The sequence below is a fragment of the Streptomyces sp. NPDC002867 genome (genome assembly GCF_053591895.1).
In genome coordinates this window covers 125,357-146,365 of the sequence record NZ_JBSFUR010000007.1, presented here as the reverse complement: position 1 = coordinate 146,365, position 21,009 = coordinate 125,357, and the positions used below count along the sequence as shown (strand labels likewise).

The window sequence follows — 21,009 nt, the reverse complement described above, 5'->3', positions numbered from 1 at the left end:
CCCTTGCCACAGGAGCGGCTGGCGACCCGAGTCAGAGATCACTGTCACGGCGCTCCGCCCGGGCCGGTACCTCCGACTCGGGTCCGGCCGGCGGTCCGACGCGGGCCGCGGTCAGCCCTTGAACAGGTTCGAAACCGGATGTCGTGCGGTGATCCTTCCTGCTACTGTCGCCCTGCTCGCGCAGGGACGAGCGGCGGTTCCGCGAGCGCCCCCCTGCGTCGATCGCCCTGGGGAGGGACTTTTTCGTGATTCGTCCGCTGAACAGGCGGGCCACGCGCCACCAGCGCGCGCTCGGCCGTATCGCTCTCACCGTCACGCTCGCCGTGACCGCCGGAATCGGCACCGCCGCGGGGCCGGCCGTCGCCGAGATCCCGGGCGCGTCCGCCGATCCCGTCGTCATCAGCCCGGGCGCACGCTTCGTGCCCCGCGCCACCATCGTCCTGAACGCCGGCGAGACCGGCTTCCTCACCGCCCAGGAGGGTGACGACCGTCTCCGCTGGATCGACTACGCCACCGGTGCGACAACCGTCCTCGACCACCGGCTGCCCGAGCCGCTCGCCTACGACGTGGACGAGTTCCGCTTCGCCCAGTACCCGGCGGACTTCGGCCACGGCTCCGACACCGTCGCCCTCTACACGGAATCCCCGGCCCCGCACGTGACGCTCCAGCAGCGGGCCGGCGGCGGACCGTCGGCCACGGTCCCGATCCCGGAGGGCCAGACGTACGTCGCGACCTACGGCGACACCGTCATCACCCGGACCGGTGCCGCGAACGCCGTGACGAGCCTGCACCTCCTGCACCTGGAGAACGGCGAGGTGCGGGACCGGAAACTGGAGGGCCTGCCGGAGGGGTGGAACCTCACCATCAGCGAGGGCGACGCCCGGTCCGTCGCCGTCCGCGGCATCAAGTGGGAGGACAGCACGATGTCCCAGGGGTGGTGGGTCGTCGACCTCGCCACCGGGAGCCTGAAGGCGCTCTCCACGCAGGGCGAGAGCGTCTCCTTCGACCGGGACACCGTCTTCCACCTCGGCGCCCCGTCAAGCTACGCCGCCCAGGTGTACCGCCGTGACGACCTGGACGCGGAGCCGACCACCCTCGACCTGCGGGACGTGGCCTACGACGACATCGTCCGGCGCTTCGGCGACGGCTTCGTCACCGTGTCCCCGCCCAACCCGGGCAACAACGAGTACCGGGGCAACCAGCTCGTCCTGCGCGACGCCGCGGGGAGCCGGAATTCGCTGCTGGCCGTCGCCTCCCCCTCGGTGCACCGCACGCCCGACGGCTCGCTCCTGGTGGCCGGAGCGGAGGAGAACACCGCCTACGGCGCACTCGACTGGGGGTACTACCTCTTCACCCCTGCCGGGGACGGCGTCACCCGCAAGCGCCTCGCGGACATCGAGGACCGGGAGGCCAAGCCGGCCGGCATCTCGCTGGGCAGCGGCATCCTCACCACGGCCGACGACTCGCAGTACTACAGCCCGGGCACCTACATCGGTGGCTATCGGAGCACCTGGCTGAAGACCGCCGGCCGTCCGGAGGAGCTGAACTCGACCGTCGACGGCCTCGTGTCCGGCCGGGACGACAACTGCAGCCCCTCCGAAGGCATCTACTGCGTGACCATGTTCGCGAGCGGCGACGGCCATCACGGCCGCAAGGCCGCGACCGAGCAGGACGTCACCATGCTCTACCGGAACGGCGCCGCCTCGTGGGGTCCGAGGGTGACCTCCGGACTCGGCAGCCCGGAACTCGTCGACCTCTCCGGCCGGTTCGGTGTCGTGAACCAGGCGTGGGGCGGCCAGCAGGCGGTCCTCCACTTCAAGGACGCCGACACCGGGAGCGTGCTCCTGAAGCGGGAGCCGGTCGCGGCCTCCGTCTGGGGCAACACGCTGTGGAGCGCCCTCGGCCGGTGGGACGACACCAGCTCGGGCGTGCCGACCCAAGTGGCGGCGAAGAACCTCTCGACGGGTGCCGCCGGTGAGTCCTTCGACGCGGGTTGCGTCCCCAGTGACCTCCAGGCCGTGGGCCGTTGGGTGTACTGGCGGTGCAGCGACTACTGGCACGACTTCAAGGGCGCCGGCGTCTACGACCGGCAGGCCAAGCGCTCCCTGAAGCTCGGCGCCGACCGCACGCTCCTCGGCGACGGCTACCTGGTCCGCCACTCGGAGGCGGCCGGCCTCACGCTCGTCGACCTGCACAACGGCCTCCCGGTCAGCGGCAAGGAGGCGGACCTGCCCCAGCGAGTGGTCGCCACCGCCGCCGAGCTCGGAGACCGGACCGGACGCCGATCCGGGTGGACCGTCGACCGCTTCGGCGGTCACGTCGCCTACACGGGCGAGGACCGGCGGGTGCGGATCGTCCCGTCGGGCGTCCCCGCCTCGCGGATCGCCGTCATCGACACCGACATCCCGGCCGCCGACATCAAGGCCGGGGCCTGGAAGCCGCGGTGGTGGCTGTCGAAGCCGGGGGCCTCGTGGTCGCTGGTGCTGAAGCACAAGGCGACCGGGAAGGTCGTGCGGACCCTGACCGGGGGCGAGGCCCGTGGTCTGGTCGCGCCGTCGTGGGACTGGAAGGACGCGAGCGGGAAGCTCGTGGTCAATGGCGCCTACACGTGGACCCTGGCCGTCAAGCCGGCCGACGGGCAGGGGGCCGATCTCGCGGCGTCCGGGACCTTGGCCGTGAGCGGTGCCGCCGCCGTGTGGCGGGACATGGCCGGGGACGACGGGTTCGGTGACCTGCTGGCGATGGACACGACCGGGGCCGTGTCGCTGTACCGGGGTACCGGGACCGGCGCGCTGTCGTCCCGTATCGCCGGATCCGGCGACAAGTTCGCCACCAACTCCGTGCTCGTGCCCTTCGGGGACGTGAACGGCGACCGATGCGGGGACGTGCTCGTGCGGGTCGGGGACCAGCTGCGGGCGTATCGGCCCGGGTGCGGGAAGGTCGTCACCGCTTCGTCGCCCTACACGCTGATCGGGTCCGGCTGGGGGCAGTACGACCAGCTGACCTCGTCCGGCGATGTCAACGGCGACGGATTCGTGGACCTGGTCGCCCGTCAGGCATCCACCGGTGACATGTACTTCTACGCCGGTACGGCCGATCACCGGCTGAAGTCGCGGGTGCGGATCGGGACCAACTGGAAGCTGTACAAGCGGATCGTCGGGGCCGGGGACCTGAACGGGGACGGGCGTGGCGACCTGCTCGGGGTCGACTCCGCCGGTGTGCTGTGGCGGTACTACGGGACCTCCACCGGTGGCGTGACCACGCGGGTGCGGGTCGGCGGCGGGTGGGGCGGTTACTCCGCTCTCGTCGGGACCGGTGACCTGTCCGGTGACGGACGCGCCGATCTGCTGGCGCGGGACACCGCCGGGAAGCTGTGGCGGTACGCCTCCACGGGGGCCGGTACGTACGGCAGCCGGGTGCTGATCGGCACCGGTGGCTGGAACGGATTCAAGGGCCTGTTCTGACGCCGAAGTGAGGGGAGTCAGCCGTCGGCGCAGTCGCTGCGCCGACGGCTGACTCCTTTCGTGGGGGCCGGCCTGTGCGGCCCCTGACGATTGGCCGGGGGCGACGACAACCTCGGCCGGCGGGAGTGCCAAACGAATCGGCCTAGGCACGCACCAGCCGGTTGGCGAGCGTCGACATCGTGTACGTGCCGATGCCCATGACCACCTCCAGGGCGTTCTGCGGGGTGAACCCGTGGGCGAGGAAGGCGCGCAGCTCGGCTTCTCTTCGCCGGGTTCCGCTCGCTCATCGACAAGCTGCACGCCGGGCTCGCCGAGCAGGGGCACCCTGACATGCGGCCCGCGTACGGCTTCGCCATGCAGGCGATCGGTCCGGCCGGAGCGAGCGCGAGCGACATCGGACGGCGGCTCGGCGTGACCAAGCAGGCGGCCGGCAAGACCGTCGACCGGCTGGTCACTCTCGGCTACGCGGAACGTGCCGACGACCCCGCCGACGCCCGCAGGAAACTGATCCGCCTCACCCCGCACAGCCTGACGCCCTGGCCCGCTCGGCCGCGATCTTCGACGAACTGCGCGCGGAGTGGGCGGCTTCGATGGGCGCCGACCGCCTGCGCGACCTGGAGGACGCCCTGCGCACCGTGACCCCGCCGGAGAGCTTCCGCCTGGACGCGGCGGGCTGGCTGGGCGGCGCGTGACGCCAATCAGGGATGTAACCCAGTCACCGTGCGTATCGTTGTACTGCGCGGCTGCATGCGTTCGAGCGGCAGCCGGGGAGGAGCGCCACGATGACCGTCGTAGAGACCGACAGGATCGAGATGGCCGACATGAGTCGAGAGCTCACGCTGGACGTGCTGTTCGAATGGCTCGAAAAGTTGCCCGTCCCCGAGGGTTACAAGACCGAGATCGTCGGGGGGAACATCTTCATGTCGCCGCAACGGCAGACCCACTGGGAAATCGTCTTCGACATCGCCCAGCAGCTGACGGCCGCTTACCCGACGAAGCGCCTCGCCTCGGACGTGCGGATCGACTTTCCCGGACACCTCAACGGATTCGCATGTGATGTGGCCGCCTTTGCCGAGCGTTCGGTGAAGGACCTCAAGGGACGTTGGCGATACCAGGACATCGAGTTCGTCGCCGAAGTCATCTCCAAGGACACCGCCGGCAACGACTACGGCCCCAAGAAGGCCACCTATGCAGACGCGGGCGTCCCCGTCTATCTGATCGCCGACCCCTACACCGGCAAGTGCCACCTCTTCTCCCAGCCCAAGGAAGACGACTATGTCAGCGAGCTGACCGTCGACTTCGGCGTGCCGCTCGACCTCACCCACACCCCCGTCGGCCTCACCCTCACTACCTCCGAATTCCCCCGCGAATAGCGGAGGCTGGGGCTCCACCCGGCTCGGACGTTACCCTGCGGAGACAGCATCCCCCCACGCACGTCTCCGCCGTCCCGCGTTCGATGGAGTCCCACGTGGCCGATGACATACCGCAGTTGACCGTCACCTCCCAGGACGGCGGCCGCCTGTGGAGCCTGCGGGCTCCTGCCGGGACGCTGCTCGGGCCCGTCGTCGCGGGCGGCGCCGTCTACGTACCCCTGACGGGGGGCCGCATCGCCGCCCTCGACGCGAACAGCGGCCACCTCCTGTGGTGCAGCAGGCAGCTCACCGATCCCCGCTCCCACGCCCTGGCACGGGCAAACGACACGATCGTGCTGCCCGTCCAACGGGACTCCGAGCGCAGCGCGTTCACCGCTCTGGACGCCGCGACCGGCGAGGTGCTCTGGACACGGCGCAAGAGCGCGCTGAACAGGTTCGCGACCGCCGGTCCCACCGTGGTGCTCTGGGGCGAGGCCGGAGAGGACCGCGGCAGGATCGCCGGCGTCGACGCGCGGACCGGCGAGACCCTCTGGGAGGACGATTTCAGCCGGATCTGGGACCTGCTGGTGCGCGGCGTACGCGTCGTCCTGGACGTCGGTGAGCTCCGCGCCCTCGACACCCGCACCGGCGAGGAGCTCTGGAACCAGCCCTCCGCCGGATACGGCTCCCTCATCCGGCCCGCCGGCCCGAACGACGCCGCCCTCTTCCACAGCTGGAGCACCTCGGCGGTCCTCTCCGTCCGCGCCACCGGCACCGGTGAGGAGGTGTCCCGCACCCGCTTCCCGAAGCGGACCGTGCAGCGCTTCGCCTACGACCCCGTACTCCTCGACGGGGGCCGCGCCCTGTTCTCCGCGTCCCTGAAGCGCGGGGCCCTGCTGTACGCGTACGCGGGCCGGGACACCGCCGAACCACTCGCGAGCCCGCACCTCGGCTGGTGGCGCTTCACGTCCTTCACCAGCCCCGCCGCCTGCGTCGGCGACCGGCTCTACGCCGTCACCTGGCGCGACCGGCTCTACGAGGCCGACGCGAGCGGCGGCCGCCGCGGACTGCGTTCCGTCCCGCTCACGGCGCCGGACGGCCAGGCGCTGCGCAGTCCGTCCGAGCCGGCCGCCGGACCCGGGCACCTGTTCATCGGCGGGAACAAGGCGGTCGCGGGCGTCGTCGACGGCGAGGTCCGCTGGATCGCGCCCACGAACCTGTGGAGCAACACCCCCGTCCCCCTCGGCACCGACCGGGTGCTGTTCCTGTCCCGGAGCAAGGACGGCACCACGGCCCGGCTGCACTGCGCGGACGCGGACACCGGCCGCCGCCACCCGTGACACCGGGCCGCGCGCCCTTGCCTGGAGTGGACTCGAAGCAGTTGGCTTGGGACACATGAGGTACACGCAGCTCGGACGCACCGGACTCAAGGTCAGCCGACTCGTCCTGGGAACGATGAACTTCGGGCCCCAGACCGACGAGCCCACCAGCCACACCATCATGGACGCCGCACTCGACGCGGGCCTGAACTTCTTCGACACCGCCAACGTCTACGGCTGGGGCGAGAACAAGGGCCGCACCGAGGAGATCATCGGCAACTGGTTCGCCAAGGGCGGCGACCGCCGCGACAAGGTCGTGCTCGCGACCAAGGTCTACGGGAACATGGCCGCCGACGGCGACCCGTGGCCCAACCACGACCGGCTCTCCGCCCTCAACATCCGCCGCGCCGTGGACGCTTCGCTGAAGCGGCTGCGGACCGACTACATCGACCTGTACCAGTTCCACCACATCGACCGCCGCACCCCCGTCGAGGAGATCTGGCAGGCGATCGACGTCCTGATCGGGCAGGGCAAGATCCTCTACGCCGGCTCCTCCAACTTCCCCGGCTGGAAGATCGCCCAGACCAACGAGACCGCGCGCAGGCTCGGCTCGTACGGGCTGGTCAGCGAGCAGTGCCTGTACAACCTCGCGGAGCGCCGCGCCGAGATGGAGGTCATCCCGGCAGCACAGGAGTACGGCCTCGGGGTCATCCCCTGGTCGCCGCTGCACGGCGGACTGCTCGGCGGCGTGATCAAGAAGGAGAACGAGGGGGCCCGGCGCACGAGCGGCCGCTCGGCCGACGCGCTCGCGAACTCGGCCGTGCGCGAGAAGGTGCAGGCGTACGAGGACCTGCTCGACAAGCACGGTCTGGAGCCGGGCGAGGCGGCGCTGGCGTGGCTGCTGACGCGCCCCGGCGTGACCGGCCCGATCGTCGGCCCGCGCACGGCCGGCCAACTGGAGTCCGCGCTGCGGGCGGTCGAACTGGAGCTGTCCGAGGAGGTCCTCACGGCTCTGGACGAGATCTTCCCGGGGCCGGGGCCGTCGCCGGAGGCCTTTGCCTGGTGACGCGGTCGCCGCGCCGTGGCGGCCGTGACCGGGCTACTCGCCGGCCAGGGCCGCCACCGCGACGATCACGAACATCAGCACCAGAACGGCGGCCATGATCTGGTTCCGGGTCTTCGGGTTCACCCGTCGAGGTTAACCCGCGGGCTTCAGCGGCCAGGAATCGACCATCTCGTAGCGGGGCCCCGCGCCCGGCACGCCGCCGCCCGGGAGGTTGCTGCGGACCAGCGAGAGCTCCTCCACGTGCCAGGGGGAGCCCTCGAAGTCGTCGAGCGCCTCGACGAACGGGCGCAGGTCCGTGTCCTCACGGGCGCGGGCGATGGTCAGGTGGGCGTGGTAGCTGCGGTGCTCGTTCATGTCGATGCCCGAGCGGCGGGCGGCCGCGTCGGCGCGCTCGGCGAGCAGCCGCATCGCGTCCAGCCCGCCGGCGGCTCCGGCCCACAGGGCGCGCCGCCCGAAGCGCCCGCCGCGGTGCAGGCGCAGGGGGAACGCCTCGGTCCGGTGCGCGGCCCTCGCGAGGCGCTCCCGCAGCTCGGGCACGAGGTCGTCGCCGACCTCCCCCATGAACGCGAGCGTGAAGTGCCACCCGTCCCGCCCGGTCCACCGCAGCCGGTCGGCCCCGGCCATGTGGCTCAACCGGTCGACGGCGAGCCCGAGTTCGTCGACGGCGGGGTCGGGCGGGAGGACGGCGGCGAAGAGTCTCATGCGCCCAGTGTGCCGCGTCCCCCACCCGGGGGCTCCGCCCCCCCGTAGCCCCCGCGACTCAATCGCCGGCGGGGCTTCCTGCGCGCGGCGCTCTTGTCGGGGCTCCGCCCCAAACCCCGCCCCTCAAACGCCGGCGGGGCTGGATTCAGGGGCTCTGCCCCCGCGCCCCCGCGCCTCAAACACCGGCCCGGCTTCCTGCGCGCGGCGCTCTTGTCGGGGCTCCGCCCCAAACCCCGCCCCTCAAACGCCGGCGGGGCTGGATTTCGCGGAGCGACATCAGCCCGTCCGGCGCTTGAGGACACCGCGCGAAGCGCGGTACCGGGTCCGGGGCGGGCCCCAGTTCGGGATGGGGACACCTCCCACGGCCGCCAGGCCGTAGGGGGAGGGCGGGGGTGGGGTCCGCCGCGGGCCCCACCCGCGGGAGCCACGCCCGGGGCGGAGCCCCGAACGGGGCCCGGGGCGACGCCCCGGTTTCGGGAAGGGGCGGGGTCGGGGAAAACGCCCCCGTACCCGCGGCCCCCCGAGCCGCCTACGCCGCAGTCGCCAGGCGGTCCCGTTCCACAAAGCGCACCTGGGGGTGGCCGCGGTGCCAGCCCACCGAGAGGCGCAGGCCGCCGACCCGCGCCAGCATCACGCCGACGCCCGCCGCCGCGAGCGCCGCCACCGCGCCGCCCGCCGCGAAGCCGACGCGCGCGCCGTACGTGTCGGTGACCCAGCCCACCAGCGGCGCGCCCACCGGCGTACCGCCCGTGAACACCATCATGAACAGGCTCATCACACGGCCCCGCATCAGCGGATCCGTCGCCATCTGGATGCTGGAGTTCGCCGTGACGTTGACCGTCAGGCCGAACATGCCGATGGGGACCATCAGCGCCGCGAAGATCCAGAAGGCCGGGGCGAACGCCGTCACGACCTCCAGCGCACCGAACAGCACCGCCGCGCCCACGAGCATCCGCAGCCGGGACGTGCCGCGCCGGGCGGCGAGCAGGGCGCCCGCCAGCGAACCGGCCGCCATCAGGGTGTTCAGCAGGCCGTAGGTGCCGGCGCCGGAGTGGTAGACGTCGTCGACGAAGGCCGACAGCCAGATCGGGAAGTTGAAGCCGAAGGTGCCGATGAAGCCGACGAGCACGATCGGCCAGATCAGCTCGGGCCGGCCCGCGACGTAGCGCAGGCCCTCGCGCAGCTGGCCCTTGCCGCGCGGCGCGCGCTCCACCTTGTGGAGCTCGGAGGGCCGCATCATCAGCAGGCCGGCGACGGGCGCGACGAAGGACAGCCCGTTGAGCAGGAAGGCGTAGCCGCTGCCGACGGCGGTGATCAGTACACCGGCGACGGCGGGGCCCACGAGCCGCGCGGACTGGAAGTTCGCGGAGTTCAGCGAGACGGCGTTGCGCAGCTGGTCGGGGCCGACCATCTCGGCGACGAACGACTGCCGTGCCGGGTTGTCGACGACGGTGACGAGGCCGAGCAGGAACGCCGTGAGGTAGACGTGCCAGACCTGGACGTGGCCGCTGAGCGTGAGCACGGCGAGCGCCAGGCCGGTGAGGCCCATGGCCGCCTGGGTGACCAGGAGCAGCCGCCGCTTGGGCATCCGGTCCGCGATCACGCCGCCGTACAGGCCGAACAGAAGCATGGGGAGGAACTGCAGCGCGATGGTGATGCCGACGGCGGAGGCGGATCCCGTCAGGCTCAGTACCAGCCAGTCCTGGGCGATGCGCTGCATCCAGGTGCCGGTGTTGGAGACCACCTGTCCGGTCGCGAAGAGCCGGTAGTTACGGATCCTCAGCGAGCTGAACATGGTCTGCTTGCGGTCGGGTCGGTCGGTTGTGGAGTCGTCGGCGGTCGGTGCGGGGGCGGAGTCTGCTCCGGATCCCGTACTCAAAGGGGTTCGCCTCCTCGGCGTCGGCGGTCACTGCAGGTGTGCGAGCTTCTCCAGCACGGGGGCGGCGGCGCGCAGCGTGGCCCACTCGTCCTCGTCGAGGCCCTCGGCGAGGGATGCCAGCCAGGCGTTCCGCTTGCGGCGGCTCTCTTCGAGCATGGCCTCGGCCTGCTCGGTCTGGCTGACCACCTTCTGCCGGCGGTCCTCGGGGTGCGGCTCCAGCCGGACCAGTCCCTTGGCCTCCAGCAGCGCGACGATCCGGGTCATCGACGGCGGCTGGACGTGCTCCATGCGGGCCAGCTCACCGGGGGTGGCCGAGCCGCAGCGGGCCAAGGTGCCGAGCACGGACATCTCGGTCGGGCTCAGCGATTCGTCGACGCGCTGGTGCTTCAGGCGCCGGCCCAGCCGCATGACGGCGGAGCGCAGGGAGTTCACGGCGGCGACGTCGGCGTCAGTACCGTGGGACAGGTCAGGCATGTTCATTAGCATAACTCATTACCCTCGCTAAAGACCAGTCATCTTGTGCTCCACCGGTCTCGGCTGTGATCGATGCCTCACCCATATGAGTGAGAGTGAGTCCGAAAGTGACGCGCGGGCTCCGGCGGTGCGGCGACCCTGGCTCGCATGGGATCGACAGTGCTCAGCCTGCGGATGGACGGTGAGCTGCTCGACCGGCTCCGGCAGCACGCCGCCAAACGACAAATGAGCGTCCAGGACTATGTGGTCCGGACGCTCATTCGCGACGACTTCGACGAACGCTTCAAAGCGGCCGTCGACGAGACGGAGAAGTTCTACGGGATGGCCTGACGGCCCCGGCTCAGGTCAGACCGAGCGCCGGCATCGCGTAGAAGAAGACGAACACGGCCGACACCGCGTACATCGCGACGGGCACCTCGCGCCCGCGCCCCGTCGCCAGCCGCAGCACGCTGAACGCGATGAAGCCGAGGCCGATGCCGTGCGTGATCGAGTAGGTGAACGGCATCATCACCATCGCCAGGAACGCGGGCGCGGCGATCGTGAAGTCGCTCCAGTCGATGTCCTTGACCGAACCGGCCAGGATCAGGAAACCGACCGCCACCAGCGCGGGCGTGGCCGCCTGGGACGGGACCATCGTCGCGAGCGGCGTGAGGAACAGCGCCAGCGAGAACAGCAGACCCGACACGACGGACGCGAGTCCCGTACGGGCGCCCTCGCCGACACCGGCCGTGGACTCCACGAAGCAGGTGTTGGCGGAGCAGGAGGCGGCGCCGCCCGCGGCGACGGCGAGGCCGTCGACGACCAGCACCTTGTTGATGCCGGCGTAGTTGCCCTCCTCGTCCATCAGCTCGGCCTCGTCGCCGACGGCGAGGATCGTGCCCATCGCGTCGAAGAAGCACGACAGCAGCACGGTGAAGACGAACAGGACACCGGTCAGCACGCCGACCTTCTCGAAGCCACCGAACAGGCTGACCTGGCCGAGCAGCCCGAAATCGGGCGTCGAGACCGGGTTGCCGGGCCACTCGGGCGTGGTCAGACCCCAGGACGCGACGTCCGCCACGGCGTTGACGATCACCGCGAGGACGGTCATCACGACGATCGAGATGAGGATCGCGCCCGGCACCTTGCGGATGATCAGCGCGAGGGTGAGCAGCGTGCCGAGGGCGAAGACCAGGACCGGCCAGCCGAGCAGGTGACCGCCGGTGCCCAGCTGGAGCGGCACGGTGGTGTGGGCGGCGTCGGGGATGCGGGTGACGAACCCGGAATCGACGAGACCGATGAGCATGATGAACAGGCCGATGCCGATGGCGATCGCCTTGCGGAGCCCGAGCGGCACCGCGTTCATCACGCGTTCGCGCAGGCCGGTGGCCACCAGCAGCATCACCACGAAGCCGGCGAGCACCACCATGCCCATCGCATCGGCCCACGCCATCTGGGGCGCGAGCTGAAGGGCGACGACCGTGTTCACGCCGAGTCCGGCGGCGAGCGCGATCGGGACGTTGCCGATGACGCCCATGAGGAGCGTGGAGAACGCCGCCGTGACGACGGTGGCGGTGACGAGCTGGCCGCCGTCGAGCTGGTGACCGTACATGTCCTTGGCGCTGCCGAGGATGATCGGGTTCAGCACGAGGATGTAGGCCATCGCGAAGAAGGTGGCGAACCCTCCGCGGACCTCGCGCGCGACCGTGGAGCCACGCTCCGAGATCTTGAAGAAGCGGTCCAGCCCGCCGACGGGCTGCGGGGGCGTGGGAGGCAGGCCGGGGGAAGCGACCTCGGCGGTGGCCGTGGGGGACATGCGGGACCTTTCTCACCCGGTTCCGTGGGGGCTCGTACAGAGGTTCGTGCGAAGGAAACCGGTCTGACGCAAACTCGTTCAGTATGAACGTATAAAGTTGAGATCGGTATCTCCGCGCGTAGACCCCTGCGAGACCGGCCCTCGCAGCCGCTTCCACGCCCGGACCTACACTGTGCGCATGGCGAAATGGACCCCCAGGCACGAAGCACCCGAGCCCCTTGAGGGGCCGGTCGTCGCCACCATCACCGGCGGCACGATCCTGTGGTTCGTCATGTTCCTCGTCCAGGTCCCCTTCTACGGCTGGTTCGCCGACCGCGACCTGACCTGGTGGGTATGGACCTGCCTGGCCGGCGGCGGCCTCGGCCTGATCGGCATCTGGTACGTACGCCGCCGGGACGCGGCGATCAAGCGGGACCGGGCGGCACGGGAGGCCGAAGCGGCCGGGCCGCGGGAGGCCGGGCCGCAGGCCTGACCCGACGACCGCCCGGTCCGCGAGCGGCCGCAGGCACACCCCACGGAACCCCGTCGAACGACCCGACCCGTAATACCCGGGGCCCTTCACGTCCTCCCCCGGTCCGGTCTTCCGCCCGCCCGGGGGGTGAAGCGGCCGCGCCCGCCGTACCGTCGAAACCATGACGCAGCGGGCGGAGATCGACATGGACGGCCAGGAGCCCCGCAGACCCGTCATCGACGCGGGTGCCGAACTCGACCCCGTACACCCCCGGCAGCCACCGCGGCCCAAGGCGTCGGCCACCGCGCCCGCGACCGGGCTGACCACGGACCAGGTCGCCGAACGCGTGGCCCGCGGCGAGGTCAACGACGTGCCGGTGCGCAGCTCGCGATCGGCCGTCGACATCGTCCGGGCCAACGTCTTCACCCGCTTCAACGCGATCATCGGCGTGCTGTGGGTGATCATGTTCTTCGTCGCGCCGATCCAGGACAGCCTCTTCGGCTTCGTGATCATCGCCAACACCGGGATCGGCATCGTCCAGGAGCTGCGCGCCAAGAGGACCCTCGACTCCCTCGCCGTCATCGGCGAGGCGAAACCGCGCGTACGGCGCGACGGGGTCGCCTCCACCGTCTCGACGTCCGACATCGTGCTCGGCGACCTCGTCGAACTCGGGCCGGGGGACAAGGTCGTCGTCGACGGCGAGCTCGCCGAGGCCGGCAACCTGGAGATCGACGAGTCGCTGCTGACCGGCGAGGCCGACCCGGTGCTCAAGCAGCCGGGCGACCAGGTGATGTCCGGCAGCTTCGTCGTGGCCGGCGGCGGCGCGTTCACGGCGACGAAGGTGGGCCGGGAGGCGTACGCGGCCCAGCTCGCGGAGGAGGCGTCGCGGTTCACGCTCGTCCACTCCGAGCTGCGCTCCGGTATCTCCACGATCCTCAAGTACGTGACCTGGATGATGGTCCCGACCGCGATCGGCCTGATCATCAGCCAGCTCGTCGCCAAGGACACCGACCTCAAGGACTCGATCGCCCGCACCGTCGGCGGCATCGTGCCGATGATCCCCGAGGGGCTCGTGCTGCTGACGTCCGTCGCCTTCGCGATCGGCGTGATCCGCCTCGGCCGCAAACAGTGCCTCGTCCAGGAACTTCCCGCGATCGAGGGCCTGGCCCGCGTCGACGTCGTCTGCCTCGACAAGACGGGCACGCTCACCGAGGGCGGGATGGACGTCACGGAGGTGCGGCCGCTGGGCGGGACGGACGAGGCGTACGTACGGCAGGTGCTCGGTGCGCTCGGGGAGTCCGATCCCCGGCCGAACGCCTCGCTGCAGGCGATCATCGAGGCGTATCCGGACAGCGAGGAGTGGCGCTGCACGGAGTCGCTGCCGTTCTCCTCGGCGCGCAAGTACAGCGGGGCGAGCTTCAGCGAGGGCAACGGGGAGACGTCCACATGGCTGCTGGGCGCGCCCGACGTCCTGCTGCCGGACGACGACCCGGTCCTCGACGAGACCGACGCCCTCAACCAGCAGGGCCTGCGGGTACTGCTGCTCACGAAGGCCGCCGAGGAACTCGACGCGCCGTCCCCGGCCGACGGCGCGAAACCGGCGGCCCTGATCGTCCTCGAACAGCGGCTGCGCCCGGACGCGTCGGAGACCCTGCGCTACTTCGCGGACCAGAACGTCGCGGCGAAGGTCATCTCCGGGGACAACGCGGTCGCGGTCGGCGCGGTCGCGGACAAGCTGGGGCTGCCGGGCTCGGAGCGTACGGTCGACGCCCGCCGGCTGCCTGCCGAGCGGTCGGCGATGGGCACGGAGATCGACGCGAACGCGGTCTTCGGCCGGGTCAGCCCGCGGCAGAAGCGCGACATGGTGGGCGCGCTCCAGTCCCGCGGGCACACGGTCGCGATGACCGGCGACGGCGTCAACGACGTCCTCGCGCTGAAGGACGCGGACATCGGCGTCTCGATGGGCTCCGGCTCGGAGGCCACGCGCGCGGTGGCGCAGATCGTCCTGCTCAACAACAGTTTCGCGACGCTGCCGTCCGTGGTGGCCGAGGGCCGCCGGGTGATCGGCAACATCACCCGCGTGGCCACGCTCTTCCTGACGAAGACGGTGTACTCCGTCCTCCTCGCGATCCTCGTGGTCTGCTCCCAGGTGGAGTACCCGTTCCTCCCCCGGCACCTGACGCTGCTGTCCACGCTCACCATCGGCGTCCCGGCCTTCTTCCTCGCCCTGGCGCCCAACAAGGAGCGGGCGAAGCCCCACTTCGTACGGCGGGTGATGCGCTACGCGATCCCGGCGGGCCTGATCGCGGCGGCGACGACGTTCTCCACGTACCTGCTGGCGCGCTCGCACTACAGCGGCCCGGGCGCGCTGGACGCGGAGACGAGCGCGGCGACGCTGACGCTGTTCCTGGTCGCGATGTGGGTCCTGGCGATCATCGCCCGGCCCTACACATGGTGGCGGATCGGCCTGGTGGCGGCGATGGGCGCGGGCTTCCTGCTGGTGCTGGTCGTCCCGTGGCTCCAGGACTTCTTCGCGCTGAAGCTGGTCGGCGTGACGATGCCGTGGACGGCGGTGGCGATCGCGGCGGGCGGCGCGGCGCTGCTGGAGTGCGCGTGGCGTGTGGTGGGGCGGCGGGTGCCGGCGTAGGGAGCGGCGGGGCCCGGACGTTCCCCGACGTGGCGACCATCTGCTCGGATCCCGCGCCGAGCGCGGCGGCGAAGCCGTCCCCCTCTGGAGCTCCCGGACGACCCGGAGGCCCCCAAGTACGCGGCGCCTATTTCGCGTCAGAATTCCCCACGGCACACGGCGACTTGGCAACATCTGATGCTTTGACGGCGATTCGTCCGACATCCACGGTTCGCTCTCGGGGCGCTCACGGATCACCCGTGAATCGGTCACCGGCAGGGCGCTGAGGACAACCCCGCCCCGCGGCGCCATGTGATCAATCCGATGTGTGAGACACCGCACCTCTGCAGGACCAACGCCGCCACGGCCTGCGCAATCCGAAGCCGCCCGCACGGCCAGAAGTGCCCTACTGCCCTCCTCTTGACGCGCATAGCGTCCTTCAACCGTGCGTCCAATACATGTGTTTGAATTTCCAAGAGGAAGGCATCACTTCGTGTCTCCTGGACCGTGTGGGACACCAGTGCCCCGTCCACCGCGTCCCGCTGGAACAGCCAGCCCGCGTGGAACCAGCAGTACCACTCCTCCACCGAGACCAAGGGCAACCCGTCCTGCGGCGCCGACGGCAGGATCAACGCCGACGTCGACACCCTCGTCCAGACCTGGGCGTCCGCCAAGGCCACCCGCGGTCACATGGGCCTGCGCGCCGCGACGGACGACACCCGGGCGTGGAAGCGGGTCAACTCGGCCAACAACGCGGCCAACCAGCCCAAGCTCTCGGTGACGTACAACTACCGTCCCTCGGACGGCACGTCCCGCCAGGCCGGCGCCCCGTTCAAGTCCTACGCCGGTGTCTGGGCGGTCAACACCACCACCCCGATCCTGCGCGACACGTTCACCGACCCGGACGGCGACCAGGTCAACGGCACCTTCCAGGTCTACGACGCCGCGACCAACACGCCCATCACCACGCCGCTCGGCGAGGGCCTGCTCCTGTCCCCGTACGGGGACCAGGGCAAGCCGGTGAGCGTGACGGTGCCCGCCGGGCAGCTCAAGGACGGCCGGACCTACAAGTTCCGCACCAACGCCTACGACGGCACGCACGACAACCTGAACTGGTCGCCGTGGACCCAGTTCGTCGTCGACACCACCGCACCGGTGGCCCCCGGCGAAGATCGCCTCGACCGACTACCCCGAGGGCGCGTGGACGCCGGACAAGGGCGCCGGCAGTTTCCAGATCACACCTCCGGCCGGAGACGATGTCCGAGGCGTCGAGAGCCGTACCAACGGTGGCGCCTGGACTGCGGAGAAGCCCGCCGTGGCCGGTCAGCCCACCACGGTGACGGGCACACCGGACGAGCGGGGCATGAACCGTACTGAGGGCCGTGCCGTCGACCGGGCCGACAACAAGGGATCGCAGAAGGTCTACGACTACGGCACCGGCAAGGCGCCGATCAGCGGCGACACCGCCGTCCCGGACGGCAGCAAGGCACACAACAGTCCGCTGCACCGCGAGTTCGACCCGGCCAAGCGAGACGCGAACCGCGCTGTGGTCTGCCCGGACAGTGGTCAGTACGCGCTGGTCCTGCACCCGCTGGCGACCGGTGACAAGAAGGCGACTCAGTGCGACGAGTATGCCTTCGCGGCCTCCAAGGAGAGCGGTGGATCGCAGGCGGGTGTCACCAACGGTTCACAGTGTCTCCAGGCGTATGCCCGTGAGGACGCTGACGGCAAGTGGCGTCTCTGCGACGACCTGAGGGCGCCGAACACGGCACCCACGTACAAGGAGAAGTGCGCCCGCGCCACCATGGCCGGTGCCCGGAACGAGCGTGCCGGCTCCCGCCTCTCGGGCTTCTACACCAAGAACCGAATGCTGGACAATGACGCCTACTTCATCGATGTCCCCGGTCTGGTCAGGCCGTAGCACGTAGACAGAAGCCCCCTCCTACCGGTCGGCGGGAGGGGGTCTTCTCGCGTCCTTGGTGCCAGGCCTTCTCCACCTTCCAGTTGAGGTGCCTGGGTGGGCCTTCGTCCAGTTGAGGAACGAGCGCGTGCCGGCGCGAGTACGGCATAGGGGATCGGGACTCCAGGGACTCGGCCATCAGCCCGATCGTCTCCCCCAGATTCTTCCAGCGGACTGCGGTGACCTCGTTGCCCTCATAGTCGATCTCGATGATGTTGCCGTAGGTGTCGCCGGGCCGGTGGTCGATGAGGAGGCTCTCCCCCGTGTTCGTACCGGCAATGGGGAGCCACAGCGGGTCCGCCCACGGATCCAGAATCCAGTGCTCGGGGTCCTCGTCCCGCTGCTCGTTGAACTCTTCGAGCATCTCCTCCATGTACTCCGGCCCGCCCTTGAGTCCGTCGATGCCGTACGGGACATAGCCGCCCGGCCAGATGGGAGCGTCGTACAGGGGGGCGCCGTCGTGGATTCCGAGCCACTGCACGAGATGCGGGTGGAGCGGGTACGGGATGGCGTCCCGGAGGGACTGGATGGCTTCTTCGGAGGCAGGCGGGTGCAGCTCGGACAGAGCACTGGTGCACTGGTGCTCCCCAAGCCAGGTCTCGATGCGTTCCCAGGCACGTATGAGATCGTCCACCAGCGCATCCTGACACGTTGGTGGCGAGTCCGCCCCGGCGGCAGCCGCTACGCGTCGAACCAGCGCGCCCGTTCCAGCTCCGTCGTCCGGGACGCGTCCTCCAGCAGCGCCGCCACCTCGAAGCGGCGCGGCCACTGGGCCGTCGACCAGGCCAGGGCAGCCGCCACGCCCTCCAGCGTCGCCGCGTGCAGCACGCCGTCCGGGGTGCGGCGCCAGTCGAGTTCGACGCCGCCCGCCATCAGCTCCTCGTGTTCGACGTACGTCGCGGGCGTGGAGGGGCCCAGCAGGGTCCGTACGGACTCGGGGACCTCGTGCACCTCGCCCTCGGTCGTGACCTCCGCCGTGACCGCCTCGCTCAGGCGGCGCACCTGGAACAGGTCGGCCAGGTCCGCGGCGCGCGAGGGCGCCACCGGGAGCAGGGGCAGCCCGGCGGTGAGCGGCAGCAGGTCCGGGGTGTCCGCCACGACCGCGTCCCCCGCGTCCACGACCACCACCTCGCCGTCCACCACGGCCCGCAGCTCGTCGGGGAGCGTGACCTGCTCCGGGTCGAGGTCGGCCAGCGCCGTGTACAGGGCGTGCAGCCGGTCGGCGCGCACCCGGCGGCCGGGGTCGGCGAGGCGGGCCAGCAGCTCCGCCGCGCCGCCCGGCTCGTCGAGCAGCGCGGCGACGGACGTCCGTACGCCGAGGGCGCGCAGCACCTGCGCGTCCTCGAAACCCGTCGTGTCGGCCGACTCGTACAGGCCCTCCAGCAGCGGGTCCGCGCCTGCCGCGCGCAGGCCGGCGGGGCGGCGGCCGTCGAGCACCGGATGGTCGCGCAGCCACCACGCCGTGTACGGCCGCACTGGCTCCGTCGTGCCGTCGGGCAGCAGGATGCGTACGGGCTGCGTCAGCGCGTCCCGCAACGGCGGCTGCGCCAGCAGGGCGAGGGCCTGCGGCCAGCGGTCGTCGTCCACCAGGTCCAGGTCGCGCACCGCGACGATCTCCGTGGCGACCGGCGGCACCGGCGTGTCGGGCAGCCGGTCGAGCACGTCCTCGCACCACACGTCGACCGCGTCGAGCAGCCCTGCGTCGTCGGGCTCGGCGAAGTCGCCCTCGCGGGGGTCGAGTTCGTCGGGGTCGAGGACGACGTCCGTGGCCCGGACGAGGGCGAAGTTCGCCAGGACGCCGCAGGCGGCGAGCGGCTGCTCGCCCCAGCGTTCGGCCAGTTCGGCGTCGCACAGCGCGAGTTCGCCCTCGCGCATGACCGAGGCGAACGGGCTGCCGGGCAGCACGAGTTCGCCCGCGGGCGCGAGCTCCCCGTCCTCGTCCGTCAGCGCCAGCGCGCCCAGCCACGGCTCGTCACCGGGCTCCAGCTCCGCGTCCCGTACGAGCGCGAGGACCGTCTCCGCCAGTTCCTCGGCGTCGAGGGTGTCCGCTTCCTCGTCCCAGATCTCGCCCTCGTCGAGCGACGCCGCCACCGCCGCCCGCACCTGCGGCGTCGTCAGCACGGCGCGCGGGGTCGCGGGCAACGCGCCCAGCTTCTCCAGCAGGGGGTGCGCGGCGTCCGGGTGGACGACCTTCAGCCCGAGACGGGCCAGGTGGGGCGGGGTGTCCGCGAGAGGGAGCAGCGTCTGGCGGGGGCCGATGGTCGTCCTGTTGTCCGCCAGCGGCACGGGCAGACCCGACAGCCGGTCCGGGTCGACGCCCGCGAGGCTGTCGTAGAGCCTGCGCCACCAGCCCGGTTCACGTTCCAGACCGGCGAGCCGGTCGATCGCCTCCGTCAGCGGCACCCGCGCGACACCGAGCGTGCGCAGCTCGACCCGGCGCTCGAGACCGGCGGGCAGCAGGCTCGGCAGCACGTCGGCCATGACGCGTACGGTCTCCGCGCCCGCGCCCTCCAGCACCTCAGCCTCCATGGGCCGCAGCGCCCGGGGCGCCTCGCGGCCGGGCAGGCCGGAGTCGTCGTCCGCCTGCTCCCGCGGCGCGGCGGCCTCCAGGAACGCCGTACGCGGAAGCCGCGTGAGGATCGCCGCCCGCAGCGCCCCGTCCAGCTCGCCCTTGCCGAGCGGGCCGGGCACCAGATCGATCGTGCCGGTGCTCACCGGCTGCCACTCGCCGAGCAGTTCGGCGTACGCGTCGGCCGCGCGCTCCACGAGGAAGTCGGTCAGCGGTCCGGGCGCCGGGTGCCGGCGCGTCGTGTCCAGCGGCAGCGAGGCGATCAGCAGCGCGGGTACGCCCAGGGGTTCGTCGGTGGGCGTCGGCGCGTGGACGACGGGCGCGGTGCCCGGGCGGGCCGGTGCGCCGTCGACCTCGACGGGCACGGCCCAGGTGACGGACCAGTGCGGGCGCAGCCGCTCCTCGACGGGCCGGTCGGCGAGCAGCGCGGGCTCGATCGGCCCGGCGTGGCTCACCACCCGCCAGCGCCGTTCGCCGCGCGCACTGTCCTCGACCCGTACGTACGCGCCGTGCGTGCTGCGCCGCAACTCCCGTACGCCGTCCGGCGTCTCGACCACGACCTCGGCGAGCCCCGGGAGCGTCAGCAGGAGCGCGTCGTCGATCCCGGCGAGCAGCCGCTCCACGAGATCGACCGCGGCCCCGTCCCGCAACGGCAGCACCACGACCGTGTCGTACCCCTCGGGCGCGCTGCCCTCGGCGGGCAGCGGCAGCCGCAGCAGCGGTACGTGGCCGTCACGGCGGCGCAGCTCGTCGCCGAGTCCGGGGCTGGCCCCGGCCGCCTGCCAGGCGAGCTCCCGCGCCTCGGCCAGGGACCAGCGCACGCCCCCGTGGCGGCCGACGACGGCGGGCTCGTCGCTGACTGCGAGGACGGCGGCGAATCCGACGCCGAAGCGGCCGACGGACGTCTCGTGGCCCTCGCGCTTGGCGGAGGCGCGCAGGGTGCTCAGCGACTCGACGCCGGTCGCGTCGAGCGGCGCGCCGGTGTTCGCGGCGGCCAGCACGGCGGGCTCGCCGCCCGTGCCCGGCCGCAGCGTGAGGCGCAGCCGTCCGCGCACCTGGGCGCGGGCGGCGGCGTCGGCGGCGTTCTGCGCGAGCTCGACGACGAGCCGGTCCCGGTATCCGCCGAGCGCGAGGTCCTCCTCGGCGTTGGCGTCCTCCCGGAAGCGGGCCGGGCTGGCCGCCCACGCGTCGAGCACACCGCGCCGCAGCCGCGCCGTCCCGAACGGGTCGGCCCACTCGGTCGTCCTGACGCTCACGCTGTGACTCCGCCCTGCCGGTGCCGCATGCCTGCGGCGGCCTGTGTGTTGTTGCTGGGGCCGAAGGTACCGCGTACGGGAGTTCCCTAACGTGGC

Annotated in this window: 15 protein-coding genes and 2 pseudogenes; 10 read left to right on the top strand and 7 right to left on the bottom strand. The window is 71.5% G+C overall.

The features are described 5' to 3' along the window. Positions 1–245 precede the first annotated feature (245 nt). Positions 246–3,464, top strand: coding sequence for an FG-GAP repeat domain-containing protein (locus ACWD0A_RS09410; RefSeq protein WP_451296191.1), 3,219 nt, complete (start codon positions 246–248; stop codon positions 3,462–3,464). Between the two features lie 142 nt (positions 3,465–3,606). On the opposite strand, the pseudogene ACWD0A_RS09405 reads toward ACWD0A_RS09410, so the two are convergent. Next, a pseudogene (locus ACWD0A_RS09405) lies at positions 3,607–3,726 on the bottom strand (carboxymuconolactone decarboxylase family protein); the annotation flags it as partial. On the opposite strand from ACWD0A_RS09405, the pseudogene ACWD0A_RS09400 reads away from it, so the two are divergent. The 4 genes and pseudogenes from ACWD0A_RS09400 to ACWD0A_RS09385 form a co-directional block, all read left to right on the top strand. Next, positions 3,723–4,156 (top strand): annotated as a pseudogene (locus ACWD0A_RS09400) (MarR family winged helix-turn-helix transcriptional regulator); the annotation flags it as partial. The pseudogenes ACWD0A_RS09405 and ACWD0A_RS09400 sit on opposite strands and share 4 nt — an antisense overlap. Before the next feature lie 90 nt (positions 4,157–4,246). Then, the gene (locus ACWD0A_RS09395) at positions 4,247–4,837 is read left to right on the top strand and encodes a Uma2 family endonuclease (protein ID WP_451296189.1); all 591 of its coding nucleotides are present in this window, start codon (positions 4,247–4,249) and stop codon (positions 4,835–4,837) included. 95 nt (positions 4,838–4,932) lie between these two features. Further along, positions 4,933–6,156: an outer membrane protein assembly factor BamB family protein gene (locus ACWD0A_RS09390; protein WP_451296187.1), complete on the top strand. Its 1,224-nt coding sequence runs from the start codon at positions 4,933–4,935 to the stop codon at positions 6,154–6,156. A gap of 55 nt (positions 6,157–6,211) precedes the next feature. Then, positions 6,212–7,201, top strand: coding sequence for an aldo/keto reductase (locus ACWD0A_RS09385; protein WP_451296185.1), 990 nt, complete (start codon positions 6,212–6,214; stop codon positions 7,199–7,201). Positions 7,202–7,333: 132 nt separating this feature from the next. Here ACWD0A_RS09385 and thpR read toward each other — a convergent pair whose 3' ends face one another. The 3 genes from thpR to ACWD0A_RS09370 all read right to left on the bottom strand — a co-directional run bounded on the left by thpR (position 7,334) and on the right by ACWD0A_RS09370 (position 10,256). Continuing rightward, on the bottom strand, positions 7,334–7,903 hold the full coding sequence (gene thpR / locus ACWD0A_RS09380; RefSeq protein WP_451296183.1) for an RNA 2',3'-cyclic phosphodiesterase: 570 nt from the start codon (positions 7,901–7,903) through the stop codon (positions 7,334–7,336). A gap of 529 nt (positions 7,904–8,432) precedes the next feature. After that, positions 8,433–9,782 (bottom strand): MFS transporter, encoded by a 1,350-nt coding sequence (locus ACWD0A_RS09375; protein ID WP_451296181.1) that lies wholly within the window; start codon positions 9,780–9,782, stop codon positions 8,433–8,435. Between the two features lie 27 nt (positions 9,783–9,809). Further along, the gene (locus ACWD0A_RS09370; RefSeq protein WP_451296179.1) at positions 9,810–10,256 is read right to left on the bottom strand and encodes a MarR family winged helix-turn-helix transcriptional regulator; all 447 of its coding nucleotides are present in this window, start codon (positions 10,254–10,256) and stop codon (positions 9,810–9,812) included. Positions 10,257–10,403: 147 nt separating this feature from the next. On the opposite strand from ACWD0A_RS09370, the gene ACWD0A_RS09365 reads away from it, so the two are divergent. Next, positions 10,404–10,586: a ribbon-helix-helix protein, CopG family gene (locus ACWD0A_RS09365; protein ID WP_177150338.1), complete on the top strand. Its 183-nt coding sequence runs from the start codon at positions 10,404–10,406 to the stop codon at positions 10,584–10,586. A gap of 10 nt (positions 10,587–10,596) precedes the next feature. On the opposite strand, the gene ACWD0A_RS09360 is transcribed toward ACWD0A_RS09365, so the two are convergent. Then, complete coding sequence (locus ACWD0A_RS09360) at positions 10,597–12,051, bottom strand: NCS2 family permease (protein ID WP_451296177.1); 1,455 nt, start codon at positions 12,049–12,051, stop codon at positions 10,597–10,599. Between the two features lie 178 nt (positions 12,052–12,229). On the opposite strand from ACWD0A_RS09360, the gene ACWD0A_RS09355 reads away from it, so the two are divergent. The 4 genes from ACWD0A_RS09355 (at position 12,230) to ACWD0A_RS09340 (ending at position 17,049) form a co-directional block, all read left to right on the top strand. Continuing rightward, on the top strand, positions 12,230–12,523 hold the full coding sequence (locus ACWD0A_RS09355; protein ID WP_451296175.1) for a DUF2530 domain-containing protein: 294 nt from the start codon (positions 12,230–12,232) through the stop codon (positions 12,521–12,523). A 160-nt stretch (positions 12,524–12,683) separates the two neighbouring features. Beyond that, positions 12,684–15,149 (top strand): HAD-IC family P-type ATPase, encoded by a 2,466-nt coding sequence (locus ACWD0A_RS09350; RefSeq protein ID WP_451296173.1) that lies wholly within the window; start codon positions 12,684–12,686, stop codon positions 15,147–15,149. A 486-nt stretch (positions 15,150–15,635) separates the two neighbouring features. Further along, the gene (locus ACWD0A_RS09345; protein WP_451296171.1) at positions 15,636–16,505 is read left to right on the top strand and encodes a DNRLRE domain-containing protein; all 870 of its coding nucleotides are present in this window, start codon (positions 15,636–15,638) and stop codon (positions 16,503–16,505) included. Then, positions 16,492–17,049 (top strand): hypothetical protein, encoded by a 558-nt coding sequence (locus ACWD0A_RS09340; protein WP_451296170.1) that lies wholly within the window; start codon positions 16,492–16,494, stop codon positions 17,047–17,049. The genes ACWD0A_RS09345 and ACWD0A_RS09340 overlap by 14 nt, the downstream gene beginning before the upstream one ends. On the opposite strand, the gene ACWD0A_RS09335 is transcribed toward ACWD0A_RS09340, so the two are convergent. After that, a complete protein-coding gene (locus ACWD0A_RS09335; protein ID WP_451296168.1) occupies positions 17,039–17,722 on the bottom strand; it encodes an SMI1/KNR4 family protein in 684 nt (227 codons plus the stop codon). The genes ACWD0A_RS09340 and ACWD0A_RS09335 overlap by 11 nt on opposite strands. A gap of 47 nt (positions 17,723–17,769) precedes the next feature. Continuing rightward, on the bottom strand, positions 17,770–20,913 hold the full coding sequence (locus tag ACWD0A_RS09330; RefSeq protein WP_451296166.1) for a sacsin N-terminal ATP-binding-like domain-containing protein: 3,144 nt from the start codon (positions 20,911–20,913) through the stop codon (positions 17,770–17,772). Between the last annotated feature and the right edge of the window lie 96 nt (positions 20,914–21,009).